Origin of the sequence: Amycolatopsis sp. w19 (genome assembly GCF_051373225.1) — a bacterium.
Taxonomy (GTDB): domain Bacteria; phylum Actinomycetota; class Actinomycetes; order Mycobacteriales; family Pseudonocardiaceae; genus Amycolatopsis; species Amycolatopsis japonica.
The window spans coordinates 134661-154817 of the sequence record NZ_JBPQFM010000017.1; the positions used below are offsets into that span (position 1 = coordinate 134661).

Here is a 20157-nt window from a genome sequence, read left to right on the forward strand (position 1 = left end):
GATGAATCGGCATGAACGGCTGACGGCCTTATTGGACATGGTGGGAGAGCGGGAAAAAGTCGACGTCGAGGTTTCGGCGGGCGAACTCGGTGTCTCCCCCGCGACCATTCGCCGGGACCTCGATCATCTGGCGGGCCGCAATCTCGTGGTCCGCACCCGCGGCGGCGCCGTCGCGAGCAACGTCGCCTACGACCTTCCGTTGCGGCACAAGGCCGCGCGCAACGCGCCGGAACAGCAACGGATTTCCGCCGCCGCGGCCAGGATGGTCGACCCGGGCATGGTGGTCGGCCTCAACGGCGGCACCACGAGCACCGAGGTCGGCCGCGCGCTCGCGACGCGGCCGGACATGGGCGAGCCGAGCGGCGGGCCGTCGCTCACCGTGGTGACGAACGCGCTCAACATCGCCCACGAACTCGCCGTGCGGCCCAATATCAAGATCGTGGTGACCGGCGGGGTCGCGCGGCAGCAGTCGTTCGACCTGTCCGGGCCGCTGTCGCAGCTGTTCCTCGACCAGATCTCGCTCGATCTGGTGTTCCTCGGCGTGGACGCCTTCGACCCGGTGCACGGCGCGCAGGCGCACCACGAGGGCGACGCGAGCACGAACCGGCTCATGGCGGCCCGCGCCCGGCAGGTCGTCGTCCTCGCCGACAGCGGGAAGCTCGGCGGTCACGCCTTCGCGAAGATCTGCGCGACCGCCGACGTCGACGTGCTCGTCACCGACGGCCGCGCCGATCCCGAGCGGGTGCACGCCTTCGAGGAGGAAGGCGTGCGGGTGGTCAAGGCTTGAGCAGGTCCAGCCCCAGCAGCGCCGCGCCGAGCCTGCCTGCCTCGTCGCCGAGCCGCGCGATCCGCAGTTCCGGCATCCGCTGGAACTGCAGGTTCGCCGCCAGCCAGGCCCGCACCGGCTCGAGGACGTAGTCGCCCGCGGTGAACAGGCCGCCACCTAGGACGACGACTTCGGGCGCGAGCAGGGTGACCAGGGTCTTGATGCCGTGGCCGAGCCCCTCGAGCGCGTCGTTGACCACGGAGATCGCGGCCTCGTCACCGTGGCGGGCGGCGTCGACCACCTGCTCGGCGCCTTCGGCAGGCCGCCCGGTGTGCTCGCTGTAGCGGCGGGCGATGGCCGACGCGGAGGAGATCGCTTCGAGACATCCCGTGGCGCCGCAACCGCACGGCAGCCGGTGACCGACGTCGATGTGCCCGATTTCGCCACCTTGCCCGCCCGCGGCGTACAGCCTCCCGTCGAGCTGGAGCGCGGCCGCGATCCCGGTGCCGACCGGGATGAAGGCGGCGTCGGTGCAGCCCTTGCCCGCGCCGACGCGGAATTCCGCGAGCCCGCCGGCGCGGACGTCGTGCCCGAACGCGAACGGGAGGCCGAGCCTGCTGTCGAGCATCTCGCCGAACGGGACGTCGCGGAAGTCGAGGTTCGCCGAGAACCGGGCCACCCGCTCGACCTCGTCGACGATGCCGGGGATGACCACGCCGACGGCGTCCGGCGTACCGGTCCCCGCCTGCTTGCCCAGTGTTTCCACGATCCGCGCGACCTGATCGGCGAGCGCTTCGCCGTCCGCGCCGCGCGCCGTCGGCTCGCGCAGGCTGGCGAGGTCTTTCAGGTCCGCGTCGTAGAGGGCCGCCTTGATGGACGTGCCGCCGACATCGAGTGCCGCCACCGCAGGTGTCATACCCACGATTGTCACATTGACCGGAGGCTTCACCGCGACCTACGCTCGACCGGCCAGACGACGGTTCCCGGAACGCGGTGAGAATCCGCGCGGTCGCGCCACTGTGACCCCGAGCGATCGGGGAAGCCAGACCCGGAGCCGTCGTGACACCCCTGAAGAGGCCGCGCTAGCCCGAGGAGGTCCCACCGCCATGTCCGAAGCGGTAGCCGCAGTACCCGTCCCCGTCCGGATCCCCGTCCGCGAGATCCTGCCCTGGGCGGTGCTCGTCATCCTCCTTTCGCTGATCACGCTGTACTTCGTCAGCGCCGAGCAGGGTGCGGTGTCGGTGTTCGCGAACTCGTACGTCCACGAGTTCGTCCACGACGGCCGGCACCTGCTGGCCTTCCCCTGTCACTAGGGCGGCAAGCGCCCCATGATGAGGACCTTGCTGGTCCGCGGCATGCTCGCGGGCCTGGTCGCCGGTGTCCTGGCGACCCTTTTCGCGTACTTCTTCGGTGAGCCTTCGGTCGACACCGCCATCGGTCTCGAGGGCACCGCCGCCCATTCGCACAGCGCGCCCGGTGCCCACGAACACGCCCCGGCCGACGCCGAGGCGGCGGAGGAGGAGCTCGTCACCCGCGGTGTGCAGAGCACCGTCGGGCTGCTGACCGGCGTCGGCCTGTACGGCGTCGCCGTCGGTGGGCTGTTCTCGCTCGCGTTCGCCTTCACCTACGGGCGCCTCGGCACGCTGCGACCGCGGGTGACCGCGGCCCTGCTCGCCGGCGGCGCCTTCGTGGTCGTGTTCCTGGTGCCGTTCTTGAAGTACCCGGGGAATCCGCCCGCGGTGGGTCAGGCGGGCACGATCGGGAGCCGGACTTCGCTGTACTTCGGTTTCGTCGCGCTTTCGCTGCTGGTCGGCATCCTCGCCGCGGCGTTCGGGCGGAAGCTGGCCGACAAACTCGGCGCCTGGCGCGGCGGTCTGCTCGCCGCGGGCGGGTACGTCGTGCTGATCTCGGTGGCGGCGGCGCTGCTGCCGTCGATCGACGAGGTCCCCGACGGGTTCCCCGGTTCCACGCTGTGGTCCTTCCGGCTGGCGTCGGTCGGTACGCAGGTGGTGCTGTGGACCGCGCTCGGCCTGGCCTTCGGCGCCTTGGCCGAGAAGGCCTTGGGGCGTAAGGACACCGTGCGGACAAGCTAGCGTTTCGTCCTCTGAATGCGGTAGTTGCGTGTGCAAGGACCGCATTCAGAGGACGAAATGCGTCAGGGGACGCCGGGCGGCACGAAAGGCAGAGAGCCGTCGGCACCGTTCTCGATCAGGCGCAGCAGAGCCTCGGTGTCGACGTGCTCCTCGACGGCGTCCGCGAGCCTGTCGAGCATGGACTCCCGCAGCGCGCCGAAGCCCGGTGCCCCGGCGGCCGGTGACCAGTCCGCCACCTCGCCCAGCCAGGCGCGCCGGAAACCGTCGTTCTCGAAGGCGCCGTGCCACATCGTGCCCCACACCGCGCCCCGCCGGTATCCGTCCAAAAAGGACTCGGCGGGGCCGGTGGCGGTCACGGTGCCGTGGTGGATCTCGTACGCCTCCACGGATTGACCGCGCCACGAACCCGTCGGCCTGGCCAGCGCCTTGTCGGCGCTGAACGAGACCCGCGTCGGCAACAGACCGAGACCCGGGACCGTTCCCGCCCCGGATTCGACGTCGTCCTCGATCTCGGCGGCCAGCATCTGATAGCCGCCGCAGATCCCCAGCACCGGACGCCCCGCCTCGGCCCGCGCGCGCACGGCGTCCGCCAGGCCACGCGCCCGCAGCCACGCCAGATCGTCCACGGTCGCGCGGGAACCCGGCAGGATCACCACGTCGGCGGACCGGACCGTGTCCGGGTCGGCGGTCAGCGCGACCGAGACGCCGGGTTCGGCGGCGAGCGCGTCGACGTCGGTCGCGTTGGAGGCCCGCGGGAAACGCACGACGGCGACGCGCAGGGACCCGCCGGAGGCGCCCCAGCCCGCGGCGGCGAGCGCGTCCTCCGAGTCGATCCACACCTGGTCGAGCCACGGCAGCACACCGAAGACCTCGCGGCCGGTGAGCTTCTCCAGCGTCTCCAGTCCCGGCCGTAGCAGACCCACGTCACCGCGGAACTTGTTGACCAGCCATCCGGAAACCAGCGCCTGGTCCTCGGCGGACAGCAGCGCGAGGGTGCCGAACATCGCGGCCATGACCCCGCCGCGGTCGATGTCGCCGACGACGACCACGGGCAGCCCGAAGCGCCGCGCCAGCCCCATGTTGACGTAGTCGCCTTCGCGCAGGTTGATCTCGGCCGGGCTGCCCGCGCCTTCGCACAGCACGACGTCGAAACGCTTTCGCAGCGAAGAGAAGGTGTCGAAGGCGATCTCGGCGAGCCCGGCCCGGCCGGTCGCGTACTCTCCCGCTTCCAGCGTGCCGAACGGTTTCCCGAGCGCGACGACGTGGCTGCGCCGATCGCTCCCGGGTTTCAGCAGCACCGGGTTCATCGCGGCTTCGGGTTCGACGCGGGCCGCCCGCGCCTGAAGCCATTGCGCACGGCCGATCTCGGCGCCGTCGGAGCACACCATCGAGTTGTTCGACATGTTCTGGGACTTGAACGGCGTGACCCGCACGCCCCGGCGCGCGAGCCAGCGGCACAACGCGGCGGTGACCAGGCTCTTGCCCGCGTCCGACGTCGTCCCCGCGACGAGCAGGCCGCTCATCGCGCGACCGCCACCGCGACGGCGAGCGCGGCGAGACCGACCGCCCTCGACAGCCGGACCGCGCGGCGCACGTCCACCGGCTCCGGTTCGCGGCCGTCGCCGAGGACGCCGCGGCGTTCGGTGCGGCCGCCGTAGCTGTTCGTCCCGCCCAGTTTGATCCCGAGCGCGCCGGCGAAGGCGGCCTCGACCTGGCCCGCGTTGGGACTCGGATGGTGCTTCCCGTCGCGGCGCCAGATCCGGAACGCGGGCCTGGCGAAGCCGCCCGCCAGCGGCGCCGACGCCACGGTGAGCGCCGCGCCGACCCGGGACGGCACCAGATTCGCCAGATCGTCCGTCCGCGCCGACGCCCAGCCGAAGTTGGCGTACTTCGGCGATCGGTAGCCGACCATCGCGTCGAGCGTGTTGAGCGCGCGGTAACCCAGCAGACCGGGGATCCCGGCGACCGCGCCCCACAGCAGCGGCGCGACGACCGCGTCGGAGGTGTTCTCGGCGATGGACTCGGTGGTCGCGCGCGCGAGCTGTTCGGTGTCGAGGCCGGTGGCGTCGCGGGCGCACAGATGCGAAAGCCGCTGCCGGGCGCCGGGCAGGTCGCCGTCGTCGAGCAGGTGAGCCATGCGCGTGCCCTCGGCCGCGAGCCCCTTACCGCCGAGAACCACCCAAGTGGACGCCGCGGTGAGCGCGAATCTCGCGAAGGGACGCTTCCGCGTCAAGAACTGGGCCGCGACCCCCAATCCGGCGACGGTGCCCGCGCAGAGCGCGGTGTACGCGGCGCCCCGTACCTTCGAATCGGCGTAAACCCGCTGTTCGAGGGCTTGCGCGGCGCGGCCGAAGCCCGCGACGGGATGCCTCGTCCGTGGATCTCCGAACACGGCGTCGGCGACGTAACCGGTCACGAGTCCGGCTGCGGTGGCGGCTTGTCGGAGTGGCACGTGGCGAACGGTAGCGCGTGCACGAGAATGCGGGGTATGACCAAGCTGACGCATCGCCTCGCGAGGGTCCTGGAGACTCTCGCGCGGGCACTTCGCCGCTATTCGCGCGACGACGGCAAGGTGCTGATACTGGGCGGCGTCCGCTCTGGGAAGTCACACCACGCCGAGCGGCTCGCGTCCCGCCACCCGCACCTCACCTATGTCGCGCCCGGGCTGCCGCCGAGCGCCGAAGATCCCGAATGGGCCGCCCGGGTGGCCGCGCACCGCGCGCGGCGGCCGAGCCACTGGAAGACCGTCGAGACCACCGACCTGGCCACGGTGCTGCGCACGGCGACGCATCCGCTGCTCATCGACTGCCTCGGCACGTGGATCAGCCGGGTGCTCGACGAGGTCGGCGCCTGGGACCAGCGCAAGGGCTGGGAGCGGCGGCTCGACGACCGGCTGGAGGATTTCCTGGCGGCGTGGGCTCAGGCCGACGTGCCGGTGATCGCGGTCAGCAACGAGGTCGGCAGCGGTGTGGTGCCCGCGACGGTGTCCGGACGCGTGTTCCGTGATGTGCTGGGCGCGTTGAACAACCGGGTGTCCGCCGTGTCCGACCGGACCGTGCTGGTCGTCGCCGGACGGATGCTCGACCTGCCTTAGGGAGTCCCATGCGTATCGCCACCCCGGACGCCGCCGCCGCAACCGCCGCGCGCGCCAGACTGGACGGACTGGTCAAACCGCTCGGTTCACTCGGACGGCTCGAAGACCTGGCCGCGTGGCTCAGCGCGGCGCACGGTGTGGTCCCGCCGCGGCCGCTCGACGACGTCCGGGTGGTCGTCTTCGCCGGGGACCACGGGGTTTCCGGGATGTCGGCGTATCCGCGCGAGGTCACCGCGGCGATGGTCCGGGTGTTCCTCGCCGGGAAGAGCGGCGTCAGCGTGCTGGCCGGGCTCGCCGGGGCGAAGGTGCGGGTGCTGGACATCGCCGTGGACTGGGACGGCGCGGACGTGCCCGCCGAGGTCACCGCGCACAAGGTCCGGCGGGGTTCCGGCGCGATCGACGTCGAGGACGCGCTCGCCGAGGGCGAGGCGCGGACGGCGTTCGAGCACGGGCTGGCGATCGCGGACGAGGAGATCGACGGCGGCGCGGATCTGCTCATCCCCGGTGACATGGGGATCGGCAACACGACGGTCTGCGCGGCCGTGGTCGCCTCGCTGCTCGGTCTTCTCCCGGAAGACGTCGTCGGCACGGGCACCGGGATCGACGAGGCCGGGCGCGCGCGGAAACTCGCGGTCGTCGAGGCCGCGTTGATCAGGGCCGGCGCGACGAAAGACCCCTTCACACTGCTGACCGCGCTCGGCAGCGCTTGTCTCGCCGCGACGGCGGGCTTTCTCGTGCAGGCGGCGGTTCGCGGGGTGCCGGTGCTCCTCGACGGCGTGTTCTCCGGGGCCGCGGCGCTCGTCGCCCGCGAGATCGCGCCGGGTGCCGAGCAGTGGTGGCTGGCCGGGCATCGCTCGACCGAGCCGTCGCAGGCGTACGCGTTGAAGGCGCTCGACCTGGAGCCGATCCTCGACCTCGGGCTGCGGCTCGGCGAGGGCAGCGGCGCCGTGCAGGCGGTACCGGTGCTGAGGGCGGCGCGGGCGATCCTCGCGGACATGGGTCTGCTGGCGGATCTGGCTTGATCCCCGACGCGCTGAAAATGGCCGTCGGCACCCTGACCACCGTCCGGGTGCCGGCGCCGGGAGTGATCGACCGGCGGGTGGCGGGCGGGGCGATGGTGCTCGGCCCGCTTGCCGTCGTGCCGCTCGCGGCCGTCGCTTCGCTGATCGTCTTCCTGGGTGAGCTGATCGGTCTGCCCGCGTTCGCGTCGGCGGCGCTCGCGCTGGGCGCGGTGGCGCTCGGCAGCCGCGGGCTCCATCTGGACGGGCTCGCCGACACGGCCGACGGTCTCGGCGCTTCGTACGACCGTGCTCGGGCGCTGGAGGTCATGCGGCGCGGGGATTCCGGGCCGACCGGGATCGCGACCCTGGTGCTGGCGCTGCTCGTCCAGGTCGGCGCGCTGGCCGGGGCGATCTCGGCCGGGCACGGGATCGCGGCGGCCGCCGTCGCGGTCGTCGCCGGACGCGGCGTGCTCTCGCTGTGCTGCGCGCGCGGTGTCCCGTCGGCCCGGCCGGAAGGGCTGGGCGCGACCGTCGCCGGTTCGGTGCCGGTGTGGGCGGCGGCCGTGGTCTTCGCCGTACTGGCGGGCGCGGCGGCGCTTGTTCTGCCGTGGTGGCAAGGGCTGAGCGCGGTGGCGTTGGGGTATCTGGCCGCGTCCGCGCTGCTGGCGCGGTGCGTTCAGCGGCTGGGCGGGGTCACCGGGGACGTGCTCGGGGGTTGCCTCGAGGTCTCCGTCGCGGGGATCTTGCTGGCTTCGTCGTTCTGAGGAACCGCCAGCTTCTCGTCGATCTCCGGCAGCCAGAAGCACAACTCGAAGGTCTTCATCCCGGCCCAGAGGCCGAGCTTGCGGCCCTGGGAGACCAAAGTGACCGACGCGAACAGCAGTAGCGCGGCGATCACGGCGGCGATGAACGGATGCTTGCCGGCGAAGATGTCGACGATCGCGGCGACGGCGCCGAACAGCATCGGCGGCGCGCAGTTGCGCACCATCAGCCCGGACGCGCGCAGCCGCGTGACGTCGGCCGCGACCTCCTTGTCGTGCAGCTGCAGCGCACACAGCAGGAGATGCGGGCTCTCCTTCAGGAACGCGCGGTCCTTGGCCGCGGGCATCCGGCGCACGAACTCCACGGCGGCGTCCCGGTCCCGCCTGCGCGGCACGATCCGCTCCAGCGCATCCCCGAGCGGATAGGCCAGATAGCCCAGCAGGAAACTCAGGACCACGATCACGACGACGAGCACCACGGTCGGCACGCCGCCGACGCTCGCCGCCGTCAGGATGTGGACCTTCGCCCCGAGGTAACCGAAAAACGCGACGTACAGCGCGCCGGGGATGGTATAGGCGAAGAGATCGAAGACGCCGATCACGAAGTTCACACGCCTATCCAACCAGAAGTCGCCGTGCGCTTTGGCCAAGTTGGTCGTGAGTGGTAAGTCGCGTTCTAACGACACTTACCACTCACGAGATCTTTCGCCACGCCGCCAGGAAGCGGTCCACCGTCTCCCGGTCCCGCACCGCGATCCGCAGGTACCGCCCGTCCAGCCCCGGGAAGGTGTCCCCGCGGCGGACGGCGAAGCCGTTCTCCCGCAATCGTTCCCGCACGCCGTCGGCACCAGGGAGCCGCACGAGCACGAAAGGCCCCCGGGGTTCCCCCAGCACCTCGACCCCCAAAGCGGTCAAGCCCGAAACCAGGTACTCCCGGTCCGCTTCCGCCGCCACGGCCAGTTTCTCGGCTTCCTCCAACGCCGCCGGGCGGCAGCACGCCACCACGGCGACGGCGGCCAGTGACGAGACCGACCACGGCGGCTGGACCGCGCGCAGACTGTCCACAACGGACTCGTCCGCCAGGACGTACCCGGCGCGCAGCCCGGCGATCCCCCACGTCTTCGTCAGGCTGCGGAGGACGACGAAACCCGGTTGCCCCGCAACGCTTTCGGTCTCGCCGGGGACGGCGTCGAGAAAGGCCTCGTCGACGACGACCAAGCGATCCGGGCGGCCCAGCGCGAGCAGATCCGCGGCCGGATGCAGGACGGAAGTCGGATTCGTGGGGTTCCCGACGAAGACCAGATCGGCTTCCTCCGGGACGTCGCCCAGCCGGAAGCCGTCGCCGGGCGACAACACCACCCGCCGCACGGCATGGCCTGTCGCGCGCAGGGCGGCTTCGGGTTCGGTGAACTGCGGGTGCACGACCACCGCACACGACGGCCGCAACGCCGTCGCCAGCAACGTGAACGCCTCGGCCGCGCCGGAGGTCACCAAGACCTGGGACTCGGGCAGCGAGTGCCGGGCGGCGACCGCGGCCGTGGCGGCGGTGACGTCCGGATAGGCGGCCAGATCGTCCAGCGCCGCCGCCAGTTCGGCGCGCAGCCAGGCGGGCGGCACCGGCAGGCGGACGTTGACCGCCAGATCGACGAGACCCTCGCCGACTTCGCGATCGCCGTGATGCCAGAGGTCGTAGTCAGCCATGGGCGTGCACCGCGGCGGCGAACCGCTCGGCGAGTTCGGGGTAGCCCGCCCAGTGGACGTGCAGATATGACGCGTGCAGAGACGCCGACGCGAAACCGTCCGGAGTGCGGTCCCAGCCCCAGGCCGGGGTCGGGCCGCTGCCGGGTTCGATGATCGTGCGGTGGAATTCGTGCCCGGTGACGCGTTGCCCGGCGACCGCGAGCACACTGTCCGCGGGCGAGAAAGCCTTGCGGTACCCCAGCTTTCCGCGTTTCGTCATGGTGGCCGACGCGTCGAGGGCGCCGGTCATCGGCGTCCCGTCGATGTCCTGGCACAGGTACAACAGCCCCGCGCATTCCGCCACGACGGGCATTCCGTCGCCGACGGCTCGCGCGATCGCCGTCCGCAGCGGGAGATTCGCCGAAAGCTCTTCGGCGTGCACCTCGGGGAAGCCGCCGCCGAAGTACAACCCGGCGCAGCCTTCGGGAAGTTCCTTGTCCTGCAAGGGATCCACATCGACGACGTCGACACCCGCGGCGGCGAGCAGTTCGACGGCCTCGGTGTAGCGGAAGGTGAACGCCGGACCGGCCGCCGCGGCGACCACCGAACGCCGCCCCTCGGCCGAAAAAGGCGGCCGCCAGGGCTCTCCCGAAAGCCGGGAGGCCGAGCGCGCGACCTGCACGATCGCGCCGAGGTCCACCCCCTCGCTGATCCACGCGGCCAGCTCCGGCAGCAGGCGTTCGGACTCGCTCGCCCGTTCCGCCGCCGGGACAAGGCCGAGGTGACGGCTGGGCGCGTGGATCTCTTCGTTGCGGTACAACGTTCCCAGCAGCGGGACGCCGGTCGCCTCCAGCGCGGTGACGATCTCGTCCGCGTGCCGCTGCGAGCCCAGCTTGTTGAGGATGACGCCGGCGAGCCGGACGCGGGTGTCGTACTGCGCGAACCCCAGCACGGTCGCGGCGACACTGCGCGACGCGGCCGACGCGTCCACGACGAGCACCACAGGCGCGTCCAGCAACCGGGCGACGTGCGCGGTCGAGGCGTACCCCTCGGTGCCGAGCGCGCCGTCGAACAGGCCCATCACGCCTTCGATGACCGCGATGTCGGCACCGGCGGAACCGTGCCGCAGCAACGGGATCAGCCGGTCCTCGCCCTGGAGGAACGGGTCTAGGTTGCGCGGCGGCCGTCCGGTCGCCAGCGCGTGGTAGCTCGGGTCGATGAAGTCGGGCCCGACCTTGTGCCCGGACACCTTCAACCCCCGCGCGCGCAACGCCGCCATCAGGCCCGCGGCGATCGTGGTCTTGCCGTGCCCGGACCCGGGCGCGGCGATGACCACGCGGTTCACCATTCGATGCCTCGCTGGCCCTTTTGCCCGGCGTCCATCGGATGCTTCACCTTCGTCATCTCGGTGACGAGGTCCGCCGCCTCGATCAGCTCCGGCGGCGCGTACCGGCCGGTGATCACCACGTGCTGATGGCCGGGGCGCTCGCTCAGCGTCGAGACGACGTCGTCCACTTCGAGCCAGCCCCATTTGAGCAGGTAGCTGAACTCGTCGAGGACGTAGAAGTCGTGAGTTTCGGCGGCGAGACGGCGTTTGATCTCGGCCCAGCCCTCACGCGCGTTCTCGGCGTGGTCTTCTTCGGAACCGGACTTGCGTGCCCAGCTCCAGCCTTCGCCCATCTTGTGCCACTCGACGGCGCCGCCCTGGCCGGTGTCCTCGTGCAGCTTGCCCAGCGCGCGGAACGCGGCTTCCTCGCCGACGCGCCATTTCGCCGACTTGACGAACTGGAACACGCCGATCGACCAGCCCTGGTTCCACGCGCGCAGCGCCATCCCGAACGCGGCCGTGGACTTGCCCTTCATCTCGCCGGTGTGCACGGCGAGCAGCGGGCGGTTGCGTCGCTGGCGGGTGGTGAGACCGTCGTTCGGCACCGTTTCCGGTTTGCCCTGTGGCATTACGCCGCCTTTCCGGAGATGCGGGTGCGGACCGCGCCCGCGAGGGTGTCGGCGGCGACCTCGGCGACCGGAACGTGTTCCGCGCCAAGGTGTTCCGCCAGCTCGGCGGCGAGGCCGAGACGCATCTTCCCGCTCTCGCAGTCCATCACGATCGAGGTCACGTTCCCAGCCAGCAACCCGGCCGCCTGACGGGCACGCTGGACGGCGTCGGCGCCGCTGGTCGCACGGCCGTCGGTGACGACGACCAGCAGCGGACGCCGCACCGGATCACGGACCGCTTCGATCCGCAGAACCCTTGCCGCTTCGAGAAGTCCCTCGGCCAGCGGCGTCCGGCCGCCGGTGGCGAGACCGTCCAAACGGGACGCCGCGGCGTCGACGCTGATCGTGGGCGGGAGCGCGAGTTCGGCGCCGGAGGCGCGGAAGGTCACCAGGCCCACCTTGTCGCGGCGCTGGTACGCGTCGAGCAGCAGCGACAGCACGGCGGTCTTGACCTCGCGCATCCGTTGCCGCGCGCCCATCGAGCCGGACGCGTCGACACAGAACAGCACCAGGTTGCCCTCGCGACCTTCCCGCCGCGCGAACCGCAGATCCTGGGGCCGCACCACGAGACCCGCACCGCTTCGTCCACGGGAACGCTGATGCGGCGCGGCCGCGCGCACGGTCGCGAGCAGATGCGGATGCCCGTCCTTGGTGCCGGTGGGCTGGACGCCGATGGTCCTCCCGTTGTCGGTGATCGCCCTCGACCGCCGTCCCGCGGCACCCTCACCGGTGCCCTTCACCTCGAAACGCCTGGCACGGAAGGCTTCCCCTGCGCCGACCGGCTTCTGGTCGCCGCCGCTCTTGCCACCGCCCGACGGCTCCTGGCCACCGCCTTCCGACGGCGGAGCCTCACCGCCCTCGGGAGGGGCACCGGAACCGGGACCGTCGTCGTCGGGACCGGGGCCCTCGGGTTCGGCGTCCTGCAACGCCTGCTCAAGCTGCTCCTCGGAGATCCCGGGCGCGTCGAAGGGATTGCGGCGACGGCGGTGCGGCAGCGCGAGCCTGGCCGCGACCCGGACGTCGTCGGTGGTCACCTCGGTGCGCCCGGCCCAGGCGGCGTGCGCGACCGCGGTCCGGGCGGTGACGATGTCCGCGCGCATCCCGTCGACCTCGAACGACGCGCAGACCTCCGCGATCTGCCGCAGCGCGTCGTCCGGCAGTTTGACCGACGGCAGAAGTCGTTGCGCCGCCTCGATGTCCGCGGCGAGTTCGGCGTCGGCAGCGGCGTACTGGCCGGCGAAGCCGTCGGGGTCCGCCTCGTAGGCGAGCCGCCGCCGGACGACCTCGACCCGCAGTTCGGGGTCCCGGCTGGACGCGACCTCGACGGTGAGCCCGAAGCGGTCCAGCAGCTGCGGCCGCAGCTCGCCTTCCTCGGGGTTCATCGTGCCGATCAGGACGAACCGGGCCGCGTGCGACACCGAGACACCCTCGCGTTCGACGGTCGCGCGGCCCATGGCGGCGGCGTCGAGCAGCGTGTCGACCAGGTGGTCGTGCAGGAGGTTGACCTCGTCCACGTACAGCAGCCCGCGATGCGCGGCGGCGAGCAGGCCGGGCTGGAAATCGGTGACGCCGTCGGCGAGCGCGCGTTCCAGGTTCAGCGAACCGATCACGCGGTCTTCGGCCGCGCCGACCGGCAGCTCCACCAGCCGCGCGGGACGACGGTGGGCGGGCGAACCTTCCGCGTGCGGGCCGTCGGGGCAGGCCGGATCGGGCTCGACGGGATCGCAGGAGAACCGGCACGCGTCCACGACGTCGACGCCGGGCAGGAGACCGGCCAGCGCGCGCACCATCGTGGACTTCGCCGTGCCCTTCTCGCCGCGCACGAGAACCCCGCCGACGGCGGGCGAGATGGAGGAAAGCACCAGCGCCAGGCGCAGATCCGGCATCCCCACAACGGCGGTGAACGGGTACGGCTTCACAGCTCTCCCTCATCCTCGACGACCTCCGGCCGATCATCGCACAGGAAATCCGTCGTCTAGCGTGACCGAGGTGCGCGAAAAATCACCCCTGACGGTCGTCGGGATCGGGGCCGACGGCTGGCCCGGCCTGTCCTCGCAGGCCAGGGAAGCGGTCCTGAACGCCGACGTGGTCGTAGGCGCTCCGCGTCAGCTCGCGTACCTGCCCGCCGGGATGAAATCCGAGCCCTGGCCCAGTCCGCTCCTGCCGGGACTGGACGGCTTCCTCGCCGAGCGCGAAGGCCGCGTCTGCGTGCTCGCCAGCGGCGATCCGCTGCTGTCCGGCATCGGCACGACGCTGATCCAGCGCGGCTACGACGTCGAGGTCCTGCCCGCGCTCTCCTCGGTGACGCTCGCCCGCGCGCGGCTCGGCTGGGCGGCGGAGGAGACCGAGGTGGTGACCGTCGTCGGCCGCGCGATCGCCCGGGTGAGCCGCGCGCTCGCGCCCGGGCGGAAGATCCTCGTCCTCGGCGCGAACGCCGAAGACCTGCTCGACCTGCTCAAAACCCGCGGTTACGGCAAGAGCCGCGTCACCGCGCTGTCCGACCTAGGTGGCCCCGGCGAACGCGTCGGCCCCGGCTCGCTGACCGTGTTCGCCATCGAGGCCGACGGTCCCGCGCTGCCGCTGACCGGGCTGCCGGACGACGCCTTCGAGCACGACGGCCAGCTCACCAAACGCGACCTGCGCGCGTCCGCGCTGGCCAGGCTCGCGCCGTCGCCCGGCGAACTGCTGTGGGACGTCGGCGGGGGCGCCGGCAGCGTCGGGATCGAGTGGTCCCGGGTGCATCCGCTGAACCGGGCGATCGCGATCGAGCGGTCGCCGGAACGGGCCGCCCGGATCACCCGGAACGCGGACGCGCTCGGCGTCCCGGAACTCGACGTGGTGACCGGCGCGGCACCGGAAGCCCTCGAAGGGCTGGCCACCCCGCAAGCGATCTTCATCGGCGGCGGACTGACCGTGCCGGGTGTCCTGGACGCCTGCCTGGCGACCGGCGCGCGGATCGTCGCGCACGGCGTGACCCTCGAATCCGAACAGGCCCTGGCCCGCGCGTACGGCGAACACGGCGGGGAACTGATCCGCGTCGCCGTCGAACAGGCCGCGCCGCTCGGCGGATTCACCGGCTGGACCCCGGCGCGAGCCGTGACACAGTGGAACTATCGGAGCAAACCTTGACAGTGCACTTCATCGGCGCCGGCCCGGGTGCGGCCGACCTCATCACCGTACGAGGCCGTGACCTGCTCGGCCGCTGCCGAACCTGCCTGTACCCCGGCAGCATGACGCCGACAGCGCTCTTGGAGTACTGCCCTCCGGAGGCGGTGCTCGTCGACACCGCGAACCTCGACCTGCCCGCGATCGTCGAGCGCATGGTCGAAGCACACGGGAAGGGCCACGAGATCGCGCGGTTGTGCTCGGGCGACCCGTCGATCTACAGCGCCGTCGCCGAACAGATGCGCCGCCTCGACACGGCAGGCGTTCCGTACGACGTCACGCCGGGCGTACCCGCGTTCGCCGCCGCGGCCGCGCTGCTCAACCGCGAACTGACCGTGCCCGAAGTCGGGCAGAGCCTGGTCATCACGCGGGCCCAGGCCCGGTCCACGGCCATGCCGCCGGGGGAAACGCTGGCGAACTTCGCGCGCACCGGCACCACGCTCGCGCTGCATCTCGCGATCAACCGCATCGAGCAGGTAGTCGACGAACTGCGGCCGTTCTACCGCGAAGACTGCCCGGCGGCGGTGGTGGCGCTGGCGAGCCAGCCCGGTGAGCAGGTGCTGCGCGGGACACTCGGCACCATCGCCGCGCAGTCCCGCGAGGCCGGGATCAGCCGCGCCGCGATGATCTTCGTCGGGGAAGTCCTTGCCGCGGAAGGGTTTCCCGATAGTTTCCTGTATTCGGCCACCCGTGATCGAGCGAGCCAACCGGAGTCGTTGTGAAGAGTCTTCGCTGGGGCCTGCTGGCCGCCGGGACCATCGCCGCCGAGTTCGCGGCGGGCGTCGAAGAGAGCAAGCACGGCGTGCTCGAAGCCGTCGCCGCGCGATCCGGTGACCGGGCGGCCGAGTTCGCGAGCCGTTTCGAGATCCCGAAATGCTACGGCGCCTACGAGGATCTGCTCGCCGATCCGGACGTCGACGCGATCTACATCTCGACGCCGCATCCGCTGCACGGCGAATGGGCGATCCGCGCGGCCGAAGCGGGCAAGCACATCCTGTGCGAGAAACCGCTGACGATGTCCGTCGCCGAAGCCGAGAAGGTCATCGAAGCCGCCCGGGCGAACGACGTCTTCCTCATGGAGGCGTTCATGTACCGGCTGCATCCGCAGATCCGGCGGCTGGCCGAGCTGATCTCCTGCGGCGCCATCGGCGAGGTCCGCGCCGTGGACGTCGCCTTCAGTTACAACTTCGCCGTGCCCCGGCTCACCGATCCCGCGCTGGGCGGCGGCGGGATCTTCGACGTCGGTTGCTACTGCACGTCACTCGCGCGGCTGGTCTCGCAGGCGGCGACCGGGCAGGACGTCGTGGAGCCCGAGGAGGTGCTCGGAATGGCGAGGCTCGACGAGAACGGCGTCGACGAGGTCGCGTTCGGGCTGCTGCGGCTGCCGGGCGGGATCCTCGCGCAGCTGGCCTGCGGTTTCCAGCTGACGCAGGACGATCACATCCGCGTGTACGGCTCCGAAGGTCAGCTGTACGTGCCGAAACCGGCGTGGATCCACGAAATGCGCAAGCCGAAGACGTCGCAGATCGTGCTCACGCCGGAGGGCGGCGAGCCCGAGGTGATCGAAGTCGAGGCGACACAAGGCCTTTTCGCCCGCGAAGCCGACCACGTCGCCGCGCATATCGCCGACCGGCAGGCCCCCGAACTCACCTGGGCGGAGACGCTCGCGAACCTGCGCACGCTGGAACGATGGCGCGAGGCCGTGGCCCGATGACACTGCTGATCCTGGGTGGCACCGGCGAAGCACGCGAGCTCGCGAAGGAACTGGTGGCGCGCGGCGAGCACGTCGTGTCCTCACTCGCGGGCCGCGTCGCACGACCGAAGCTGCCTCACGGCGAGACCCGAGTCGGCGGCTTCGGCGGTCCGGAAGGGCTCGCGCGCTGGCTGACCGAGAACGACGTCGAGGCGGTGATCGACGCCACGCATCCCTTCGCCGAACGCATCGGCGCCAACGCGGCCATCGCGGCGCGGGAAACGGGCACACCGCTGCTCAGGCTCGCCAGGCCCGGCTGGACCGAACAGCCCGGCGACACCTGGCACTGGGCCGACGACCTCGGCCACGCCGCGCGGCTGCTCCCGGCGCTCGGCGAACGCGTGTTCCTCACCAGCGGACGGCAAGGCCTCGCCGCGTTCGCCGCGCTGGATCTCTGGTTCCTGATCCGCTGCGTCGACCCGCCCGAAGTGCCCCTCCCCCGGCGGCACGAAATCCTGCTGGACCGCGGGCCGTACACGGTGGAGAAGGAACGCGCCCTCATGGAGCGGCACGGTGTCGAGGTCCTCGTCACCAAGGACAGCGGTGGCGCGATGACCGCGGCGAAGCTCACCGCGGCCCGCGGGCTCGGCCTCCCGGTGGTCGTCGTACGGCGGCCGGCGCGGCCGGAAACGGCCAGCGTAACGACAGTTCAGGGCGCTATAACCTGGCTCGGCACCGAGACGAAGGGCAGCCCTGCGTAAGCCGTTCGGACCAGACCCGTTAGCGTTGCGCCGATGCGTTTGATCGCTGTCACGCTGGGGTTGCTGTCCGCCTTGTGCGCATTGGCTTTCCCCTTCCTGCCGGTGGTGCAGGACACAGCGGAGGTCGTCTGGCCAACGGGCGGCGACACCCGCTCCGTCAACGCGCCCTTGACCGGGTACTGGGCGCAGGACCTGCGCGTCGACCTGCCGTGCACGACCGTCCGTTCGCTGGACGCGCGTTCGCAGGGGCAGGCGCTGTTGTTCTCCACCGTGCCCGACGGCCGCACCGACCCGCGCGCGGGCAAGGGCGTCGGCCTGCAGCTGCGCATCGACAACGGGGTGCTGCTCGCCTCCAGCCAGGGACAGCAGATCGTGCAGCAGCCGCTTCCCGAGAACAAATGTGACGTAAAGCTGTCGGCGGACGCGAACCAGATGACGCTGACCGTCGCCGAGACCGTGGTGTTCCACGCCGAGGGCGACGTCCGGCCGCGGCTGGTCGGGATCTACTCGTCGATCAACGCGGGCAAGGACCCGATCGACGGCCTGCACGTCTCGGTCGTCCCGGACACGCGCTACCAGACGTCGCCGACGGTGTGGAAGTGGATCGTCGGCGTCATCGCGGCGCTGTCGTTCATCGGCTGCCTGATCGCGGTGTGGCGGATGGACTCCGGATTCGCCCGCCGCGCGCCGCGCTGGGCGCCGGTCGGCTGGTGGCGGCTGACCGCCCGCGACGCGACGGTGATCATCGCGCTCGGCGCTTGGGTGTTCATCGGCCCGGTCACCTCGGACGACGGCTACATCCTCACGATGTCGAGAGTGGCCGAAGAGACCGGCTACCTCACGAACTACCACCGCTGGTTCGGTGTCGCCGAAGCGCCGTTCGGCTGGTTCTACCACGTGTATCAGCTGATGGCGCACGTCAGCACGGTGCCGCCGTGGATCCGGCTCCCGTCGTTCCTGCTGGGCGTGCTGAGCTGGCTGCTGATCAGCCGCGAGGTCATGCCGCGCCTGGGCACCCAGGTCCGCACGAGCCGCGCCGCCGGCTGGGCCGCCGCCGCGGTGTTCCTGGTCTGGTGGATGCCGTTCAACAACGGGGTCCGGCCGGAACCGGTCGCCGCGCTGGGCTCGCTGCTGGCGATCTGCGCCGTCGAGCGCGCGCTGGTGACCCGCCGTCTGCTGCCGTTGTGCCTCGGGCTGACCGCGGCCGGGTTCACCCTGGCCGCGACGCCGACCGGGCTGATCGCGGTCGCGCCGTTCCTGGTCGCCGCGCGCCCGCTGTACAAACTGGTCCGCCAGCGCGCCGAGAACGGCTGGCTGCCGGTGCTCGCGCCGGTGCTGGCCGCCGGGCTGCTCGTGCTGGTCGTGGTGTTCGCCGACCAGACCTTCGCCACCGTGCAGGAGGCGACCCGGATCCGCACCCTGGTCGGCCCGAACCTGTCGTGGTTCCAGGAACTCGCGCGCTACCAGCTGCTGTTCGAAAGCCTGCCGGACGGCTCCGTGCCACGCCGGTTCCCCGTGCTGCTGGTGCTGCTGTGCACCGGGACCTGCCTGGTGGTGCTGCTGCGCCGCGGCCGGATCCCCGGCGCCGCGCTCGGCCCCAGCCGCCGCCTGATCGGCACGGTCGCGCTGTTCTTCCTGCTGCTGGCGCTGACCCCGACCAAGTGGACGCACCACTTCGGCGCGTTCGCCGCGGTCGGCGCGGCCATGGCGGCGTTGACCGCGCTGGCGACCAGTTCGACGGTGCTGCGCTCACGGCGTAACCGGGCGGCGTTCCTCGCCGGGCTGCTCGTGGTCGGCGCGCTGGCCGCGACCGGGCCCAACTCGTACTGGTTCGTCTCGAAACTCGGCGTGCAGTGGACGGCGGTGGCGCCGTCGATCGGCGGGATCCCGCTGTCGACCATCCTGCTGATCGCGGCGGCGATCTCCGGGGTGTACGCGTTCGTGGAGAACGTCCGCGCGCACCGGCCCGGCCTGCAGGCGGGACCGCAGGAAGGGCGGAGCCGGTCACTGCGGCTCGGTTCGCTCTCGCTGGTGGTCGTCTGCGGCCTGATGGCCACGGGCGAGTTCGTCAGCATGGCGTGGGCGATCCACAACCAGCAGGGTTCCTACAGCCTCGGCGCCGCGAACTTCGGGCATCTGTTCGGCAAGAGCTGCAACCTCTCCGACCACGTCATGGTGGAACGGGACGCCGCGACCAGCATCCTGCGGGCCCAGCCCGAACAGCGGACGGTGCCGGTGAAGAAGGAGGAACCGCCCGCCGGGCAGACCCCGCCGCCGCTGCCCGATCCCGAGCAGGACAACGGCCGGGTGCAGACCGGGTTCCACACCCGCGCGATCGACGACAAGGATCCGCTGGCCGAACCGCCGCACGGCTTCAAACCCGACGAAGTCCCGATGTGGAGCAGCTTCCTCGACCCCGAAACGCGGGCCGGACGGCTGCGCAGCGACTGGTACGCCCTCGCCGAAAAGCCCGCCGACGGACAGATCGTGGTCGCCACCGCGGGCGCGGCCCGGCGGCCGACGTCGGTCAGCCTCGACTACGGCGTGAACACCAGCGAAGGCGTGAAGGTCGTGCGCAGCCAGTTCGTGCTGCCGCCCGGCGCCGGGACCAACGGCTGGAACGACACCCGGATCAACCTGCGCGACCTCCCCGCCGAGACGACGTCCGTGCGGATCAACATCGTCGACAACGACCTCACCGAGGACGGCTGGATCGCCGCGTCGGCGCCGCGTGTGCCGACGTTCACCACGCTGACCGAGAAGATCGCGGGCAAGCCGGTGTACGTCGACTGGCCCGCGTCGTTCGTCTACCCGTGCGTGCAGCCGGTGACCTCGCACGACGGCATCTCGAAGATGCCCGAGTACCGGATCACCGCCGGCGCCGTCGCCGACGAGGCGAACTGGGCGTCCAGCACCAACGGCGGCCCGATCGGCTGGCTCGAAGAGGTCGCGGCCGAACCCGAGGTGCCCAGCTACCTGATCGGCCAGCCGAGCCAGTCCTGGGGCCAGCTGCTGCAGGTCGAACCGTTCACCGAGGGGATCGCGCCGACGATCGTCCACGGCGAGAAGGTCGTCCCCGGCTGGTGGTCGCCCGGCCCGGGACCGCGGCAGCCGAACGGCAAGGACCCGACCCGCTAGCCGTCACTCG

General features: G+C 71.5%; 19 protein-coding genes. 11 read left to right on the forward strand and 8 right to left on the reverse strand.

Translation table 11 applies throughout. The annotated features are described in order from the left end of the window. The first annotated feature begins 1 nt into the window (after nucleotide 1). Nucleotides 2–787, forward strand: coding sequence for a DeoR/GlpR family DNA-binding transcription regulator (locus tag ACSMFO_RS28845; protein ID WP_037346676.1), 786 nt, complete (start codon nucleotides 2–4; stop codon nucleotides 785–787). On the opposite strand, the gene ACSMFO_RS28850 is transcribed toward ACSMFO_RS28845, so the two are convergent. After that, nucleotides 777–1670, reverse strand: a complete 894-nt coding sequence (locus ACSMFO_RS28850) for an ROK family protein (RefSeq protein ID WP_083650049.1) — start codon at nucleotides 1668–1670, stop codon at nucleotides 777–779. The two genes, ACSMFO_RS28845 and ACSMFO_RS28850, sit on opposite strands and share 11 nt — an antisense overlap. Nucleotides 1671–1872: 202 nt before the next feature. Here ACSMFO_RS28850 and ACSMFO_RS28855 point away from each other — a divergent pair, with 202 nt between their 5' ends. Further along, a complete protein-coding gene (locus ACSMFO_RS28855) occupies nucleotides 1873–2079 on the forward strand; it encodes a CbtB domain-containing protein (RefSeq protein ID WP_034312940.1) in 207 nt (68 codons plus the stop codon). A 15-nt stretch (nucleotides 2080–2094) separates the two neighbouring features. Beyond that, nucleotides 2095–2859 carry a CbtA family protein gene (locus ACSMFO_RS28860; protein WP_436461201.1) on the forward strand — a complete coding sequence of 255 codons (765 nt, stop codon included), beginning with the start codon at nucleotides 2095–2097 and terminating at the stop codon, nucleotides 2857–2859. A 62-nt stretch (nucleotides 2860–2921) separates the two neighbouring features. Here ACSMFO_RS28860 and ACSMFO_RS28865 read toward each other — a convergent pair whose 3' ends face one another. Both ACSMFO_RS28865 and ACSMFO_RS28870 read right to left on the reverse strand, forming a co-directional pair. Further along, nucleotides 2922–4382, reverse strand: coding sequence for a cobyric acid synthase (locus ACSMFO_RS28865; RefSeq protein WP_436461202.1), 1461 nt, complete (start codon nucleotides 4380–4382; stop codon nucleotides 2922–2924). Continuing rightward, nucleotides 4379–5311: a cobalamin biosynthesis protein gene (locus ACSMFO_RS28870; protein WP_436461203.1), complete on the reverse strand. Its 933-nt coding sequence runs from the start codon at nucleotides 5309–5311 to the stop codon at nucleotides 4379–4381. The genes ACSMFO_RS28865 and ACSMFO_RS28870 overlap by 4 nt, the downstream gene beginning before the upstream one ends. 36 nt (nucleotides 5312–5347) lie before the next feature. Here ACSMFO_RS28870 and ACSMFO_RS28875 point away from each other — a divergent pair, with 36 nt between their 5' ends. The 3 genes from ACSMFO_RS28875 to ACSMFO_RS28885 are packed head-to-tail and all read left to right on the forward strand — an operon-like array spanning nucleotide 5348 to nucleotide 7718. Further along, entirely contained in the window at nucleotides 5348–5953 is a 606-nt protein-coding gene (locus ACSMFO_RS28875; protein WP_037346667.1) for a bifunctional adenosylcobinamide kinase/adenosylcobinamide-phosphate guanylyltransferase, read from the forward strand. An 8-nt stretch (nucleotides 5954–5961) separates the two neighbouring features. Further along, complete coding sequence (gene cobT / locus ACSMFO_RS28880; protein WP_436461204.1) at nucleotides 5962–6975, forward strand: nicotinate-nucleotide--dimethylbenzimidazole phosphoribosyltransferase; 1014 nt, start codon at nucleotides 5962–5964, stop codon at nucleotides 6973–6975. Beyond that, complete coding sequence (locus tag ACSMFO_RS28885; protein WP_436461205.1) at nucleotides 6972–7718, forward strand: adenosylcobinamide-GDP ribazoletransferase; 747 nt, start codon at nucleotides 6972–6974, stop codon at nucleotides 7716–7718. Before cobT ends, ACSMFO_RS28885 begins: the two co-directional genes overlap by 4 nt. Here ACSMFO_RS28885 and ACSMFO_RS28890 read toward each other — a convergent pair. The 5 genes from ACSMFO_RS28890 to ACSMFO_RS28910 form a co-directional block, all read right to left on the reverse strand. Further along, nucleotides 7631–8326: a hypothetical protein gene (locus ACSMFO_RS28890; protein ID WP_436461206.1), complete on the reverse strand. Its 696-nt coding sequence runs from the start codon at nucleotides 8324–8326 to the stop codon at nucleotides 7631–7633. The genes ACSMFO_RS28885 and ACSMFO_RS28890 overlap by 88 nt on opposite strands. 82 nt (nucleotides 8327–8408) lie before the next feature. Beyond that, a complete protein-coding gene (gene cobC / locus ACSMFO_RS28895) occupies nucleotides 8409–9416 on the reverse strand; it encodes an Rv2231c family pyridoxal phosphate-dependent protein CobC (protein ID WP_436461207.1) in 1008 nt (335 codons plus the stop codon). Beyond that, entirely contained in the window at nucleotides 9409–10743 is a 1335-nt protein-coding gene (locus tag ACSMFO_RS28900; protein WP_436461208.1) for a cobyrinate a,c-diamide synthase, read from the reverse strand. Before ACSMFO_RS28900 ends, cobC begins: the two co-directional genes overlap by 8 nt. Beyond that, a complete protein-coding gene (cobO, locus tag ACSMFO_RS28905) occupies nucleotides 10737–11351 on the reverse strand; it encodes a cob(I)yrinic acid a,c-diamide adenosyltransferase (RefSeq protein WP_360122041.1) in 615 nt (204 codons plus the stop codon). Before cobO ends, ACSMFO_RS28900 begins: the two co-directional genes overlap by 7 nt. Then, nucleotides 11351–13309: a putative cobaltochelatase gene (locus ACSMFO_RS28910; RefSeq protein WP_436461209.1), complete on the reverse strand. Its 1959-nt coding sequence runs from the start codon at nucleotides 13307–13309 to the stop codon at nucleotides 11351–11353. Before ACSMFO_RS28910 ends, cobO begins: the two co-directional genes overlap by 1 nt. Before the next feature lie 61 nt (nucleotides 13310–13370). On the opposite strand from ACSMFO_RS28910, the gene cbiE reads away from it, so the two are divergent. The 5 genes from cbiE to ACSMFO_RS28935 are packed head-to-tail and all read left to right on the forward strand — an operon-like array spanning nucleotide 13371 to nucleotide 20147. Then, nucleotides 13371–14519 (forward strand): precorrin-6y C5,15-methyltransferase (decarboxylating) subunit CbiE, encoded by a 1149-nt coding sequence (gene cbiE / locus ACSMFO_RS28915; protein ID WP_436461210.1) that lies wholly within the window; start codon nucleotides 13371–13373, stop codon nucleotides 14517–14519. Further along, nucleotides 14516–15277, forward strand: coding sequence for a precorrin-4 C(11)-methyltransferase (cobM, locus tag ACSMFO_RS28920; RefSeq protein WP_436461211.1), 762 nt, complete (start codon nucleotides 14516–14518; stop codon nucleotides 15275–15277). Before cbiE ends, cobM begins: the two co-directional genes overlap by 4 nt. After that, nucleotides 15274–16269: a Gfo/Idh/MocA family protein gene (locus tag ACSMFO_RS28925; RefSeq protein ID WP_436461212.1), complete on the forward strand. Its 996-nt coding sequence runs from the start codon at nucleotides 15274–15276 to the stop codon at nucleotides 16267–16269. Before cobM ends, ACSMFO_RS28925 begins: the two co-directional genes overlap by 4 nt. Continuing rightward, nucleotides 16266–17009, forward strand: a complete 744-nt coding sequence (locus ACSMFO_RS28930; RefSeq protein WP_436461213.1) for a cobalt-precorrin-6A reductase — start codon at nucleotides 16266–16268, stop codon at nucleotides 17007–17009. The genes ACSMFO_RS28925 and ACSMFO_RS28930 overlap by 4 nt, the downstream gene beginning before the upstream one ends. A gap of 33 nt (nucleotides 17010–17042) precedes the next feature. Further along, nucleotides 17043–20147, forward strand: a complete 3105-nt coding sequence (locus tag ACSMFO_RS28935) for an arabinosyltransferase domain-containing protein (protein ID WP_073847709.1) — start codon at nucleotides 17043–17045, stop codon at nucleotides 20145–20147. Nucleotides 20148–20157 lie beyond the last annotated feature (10 nt).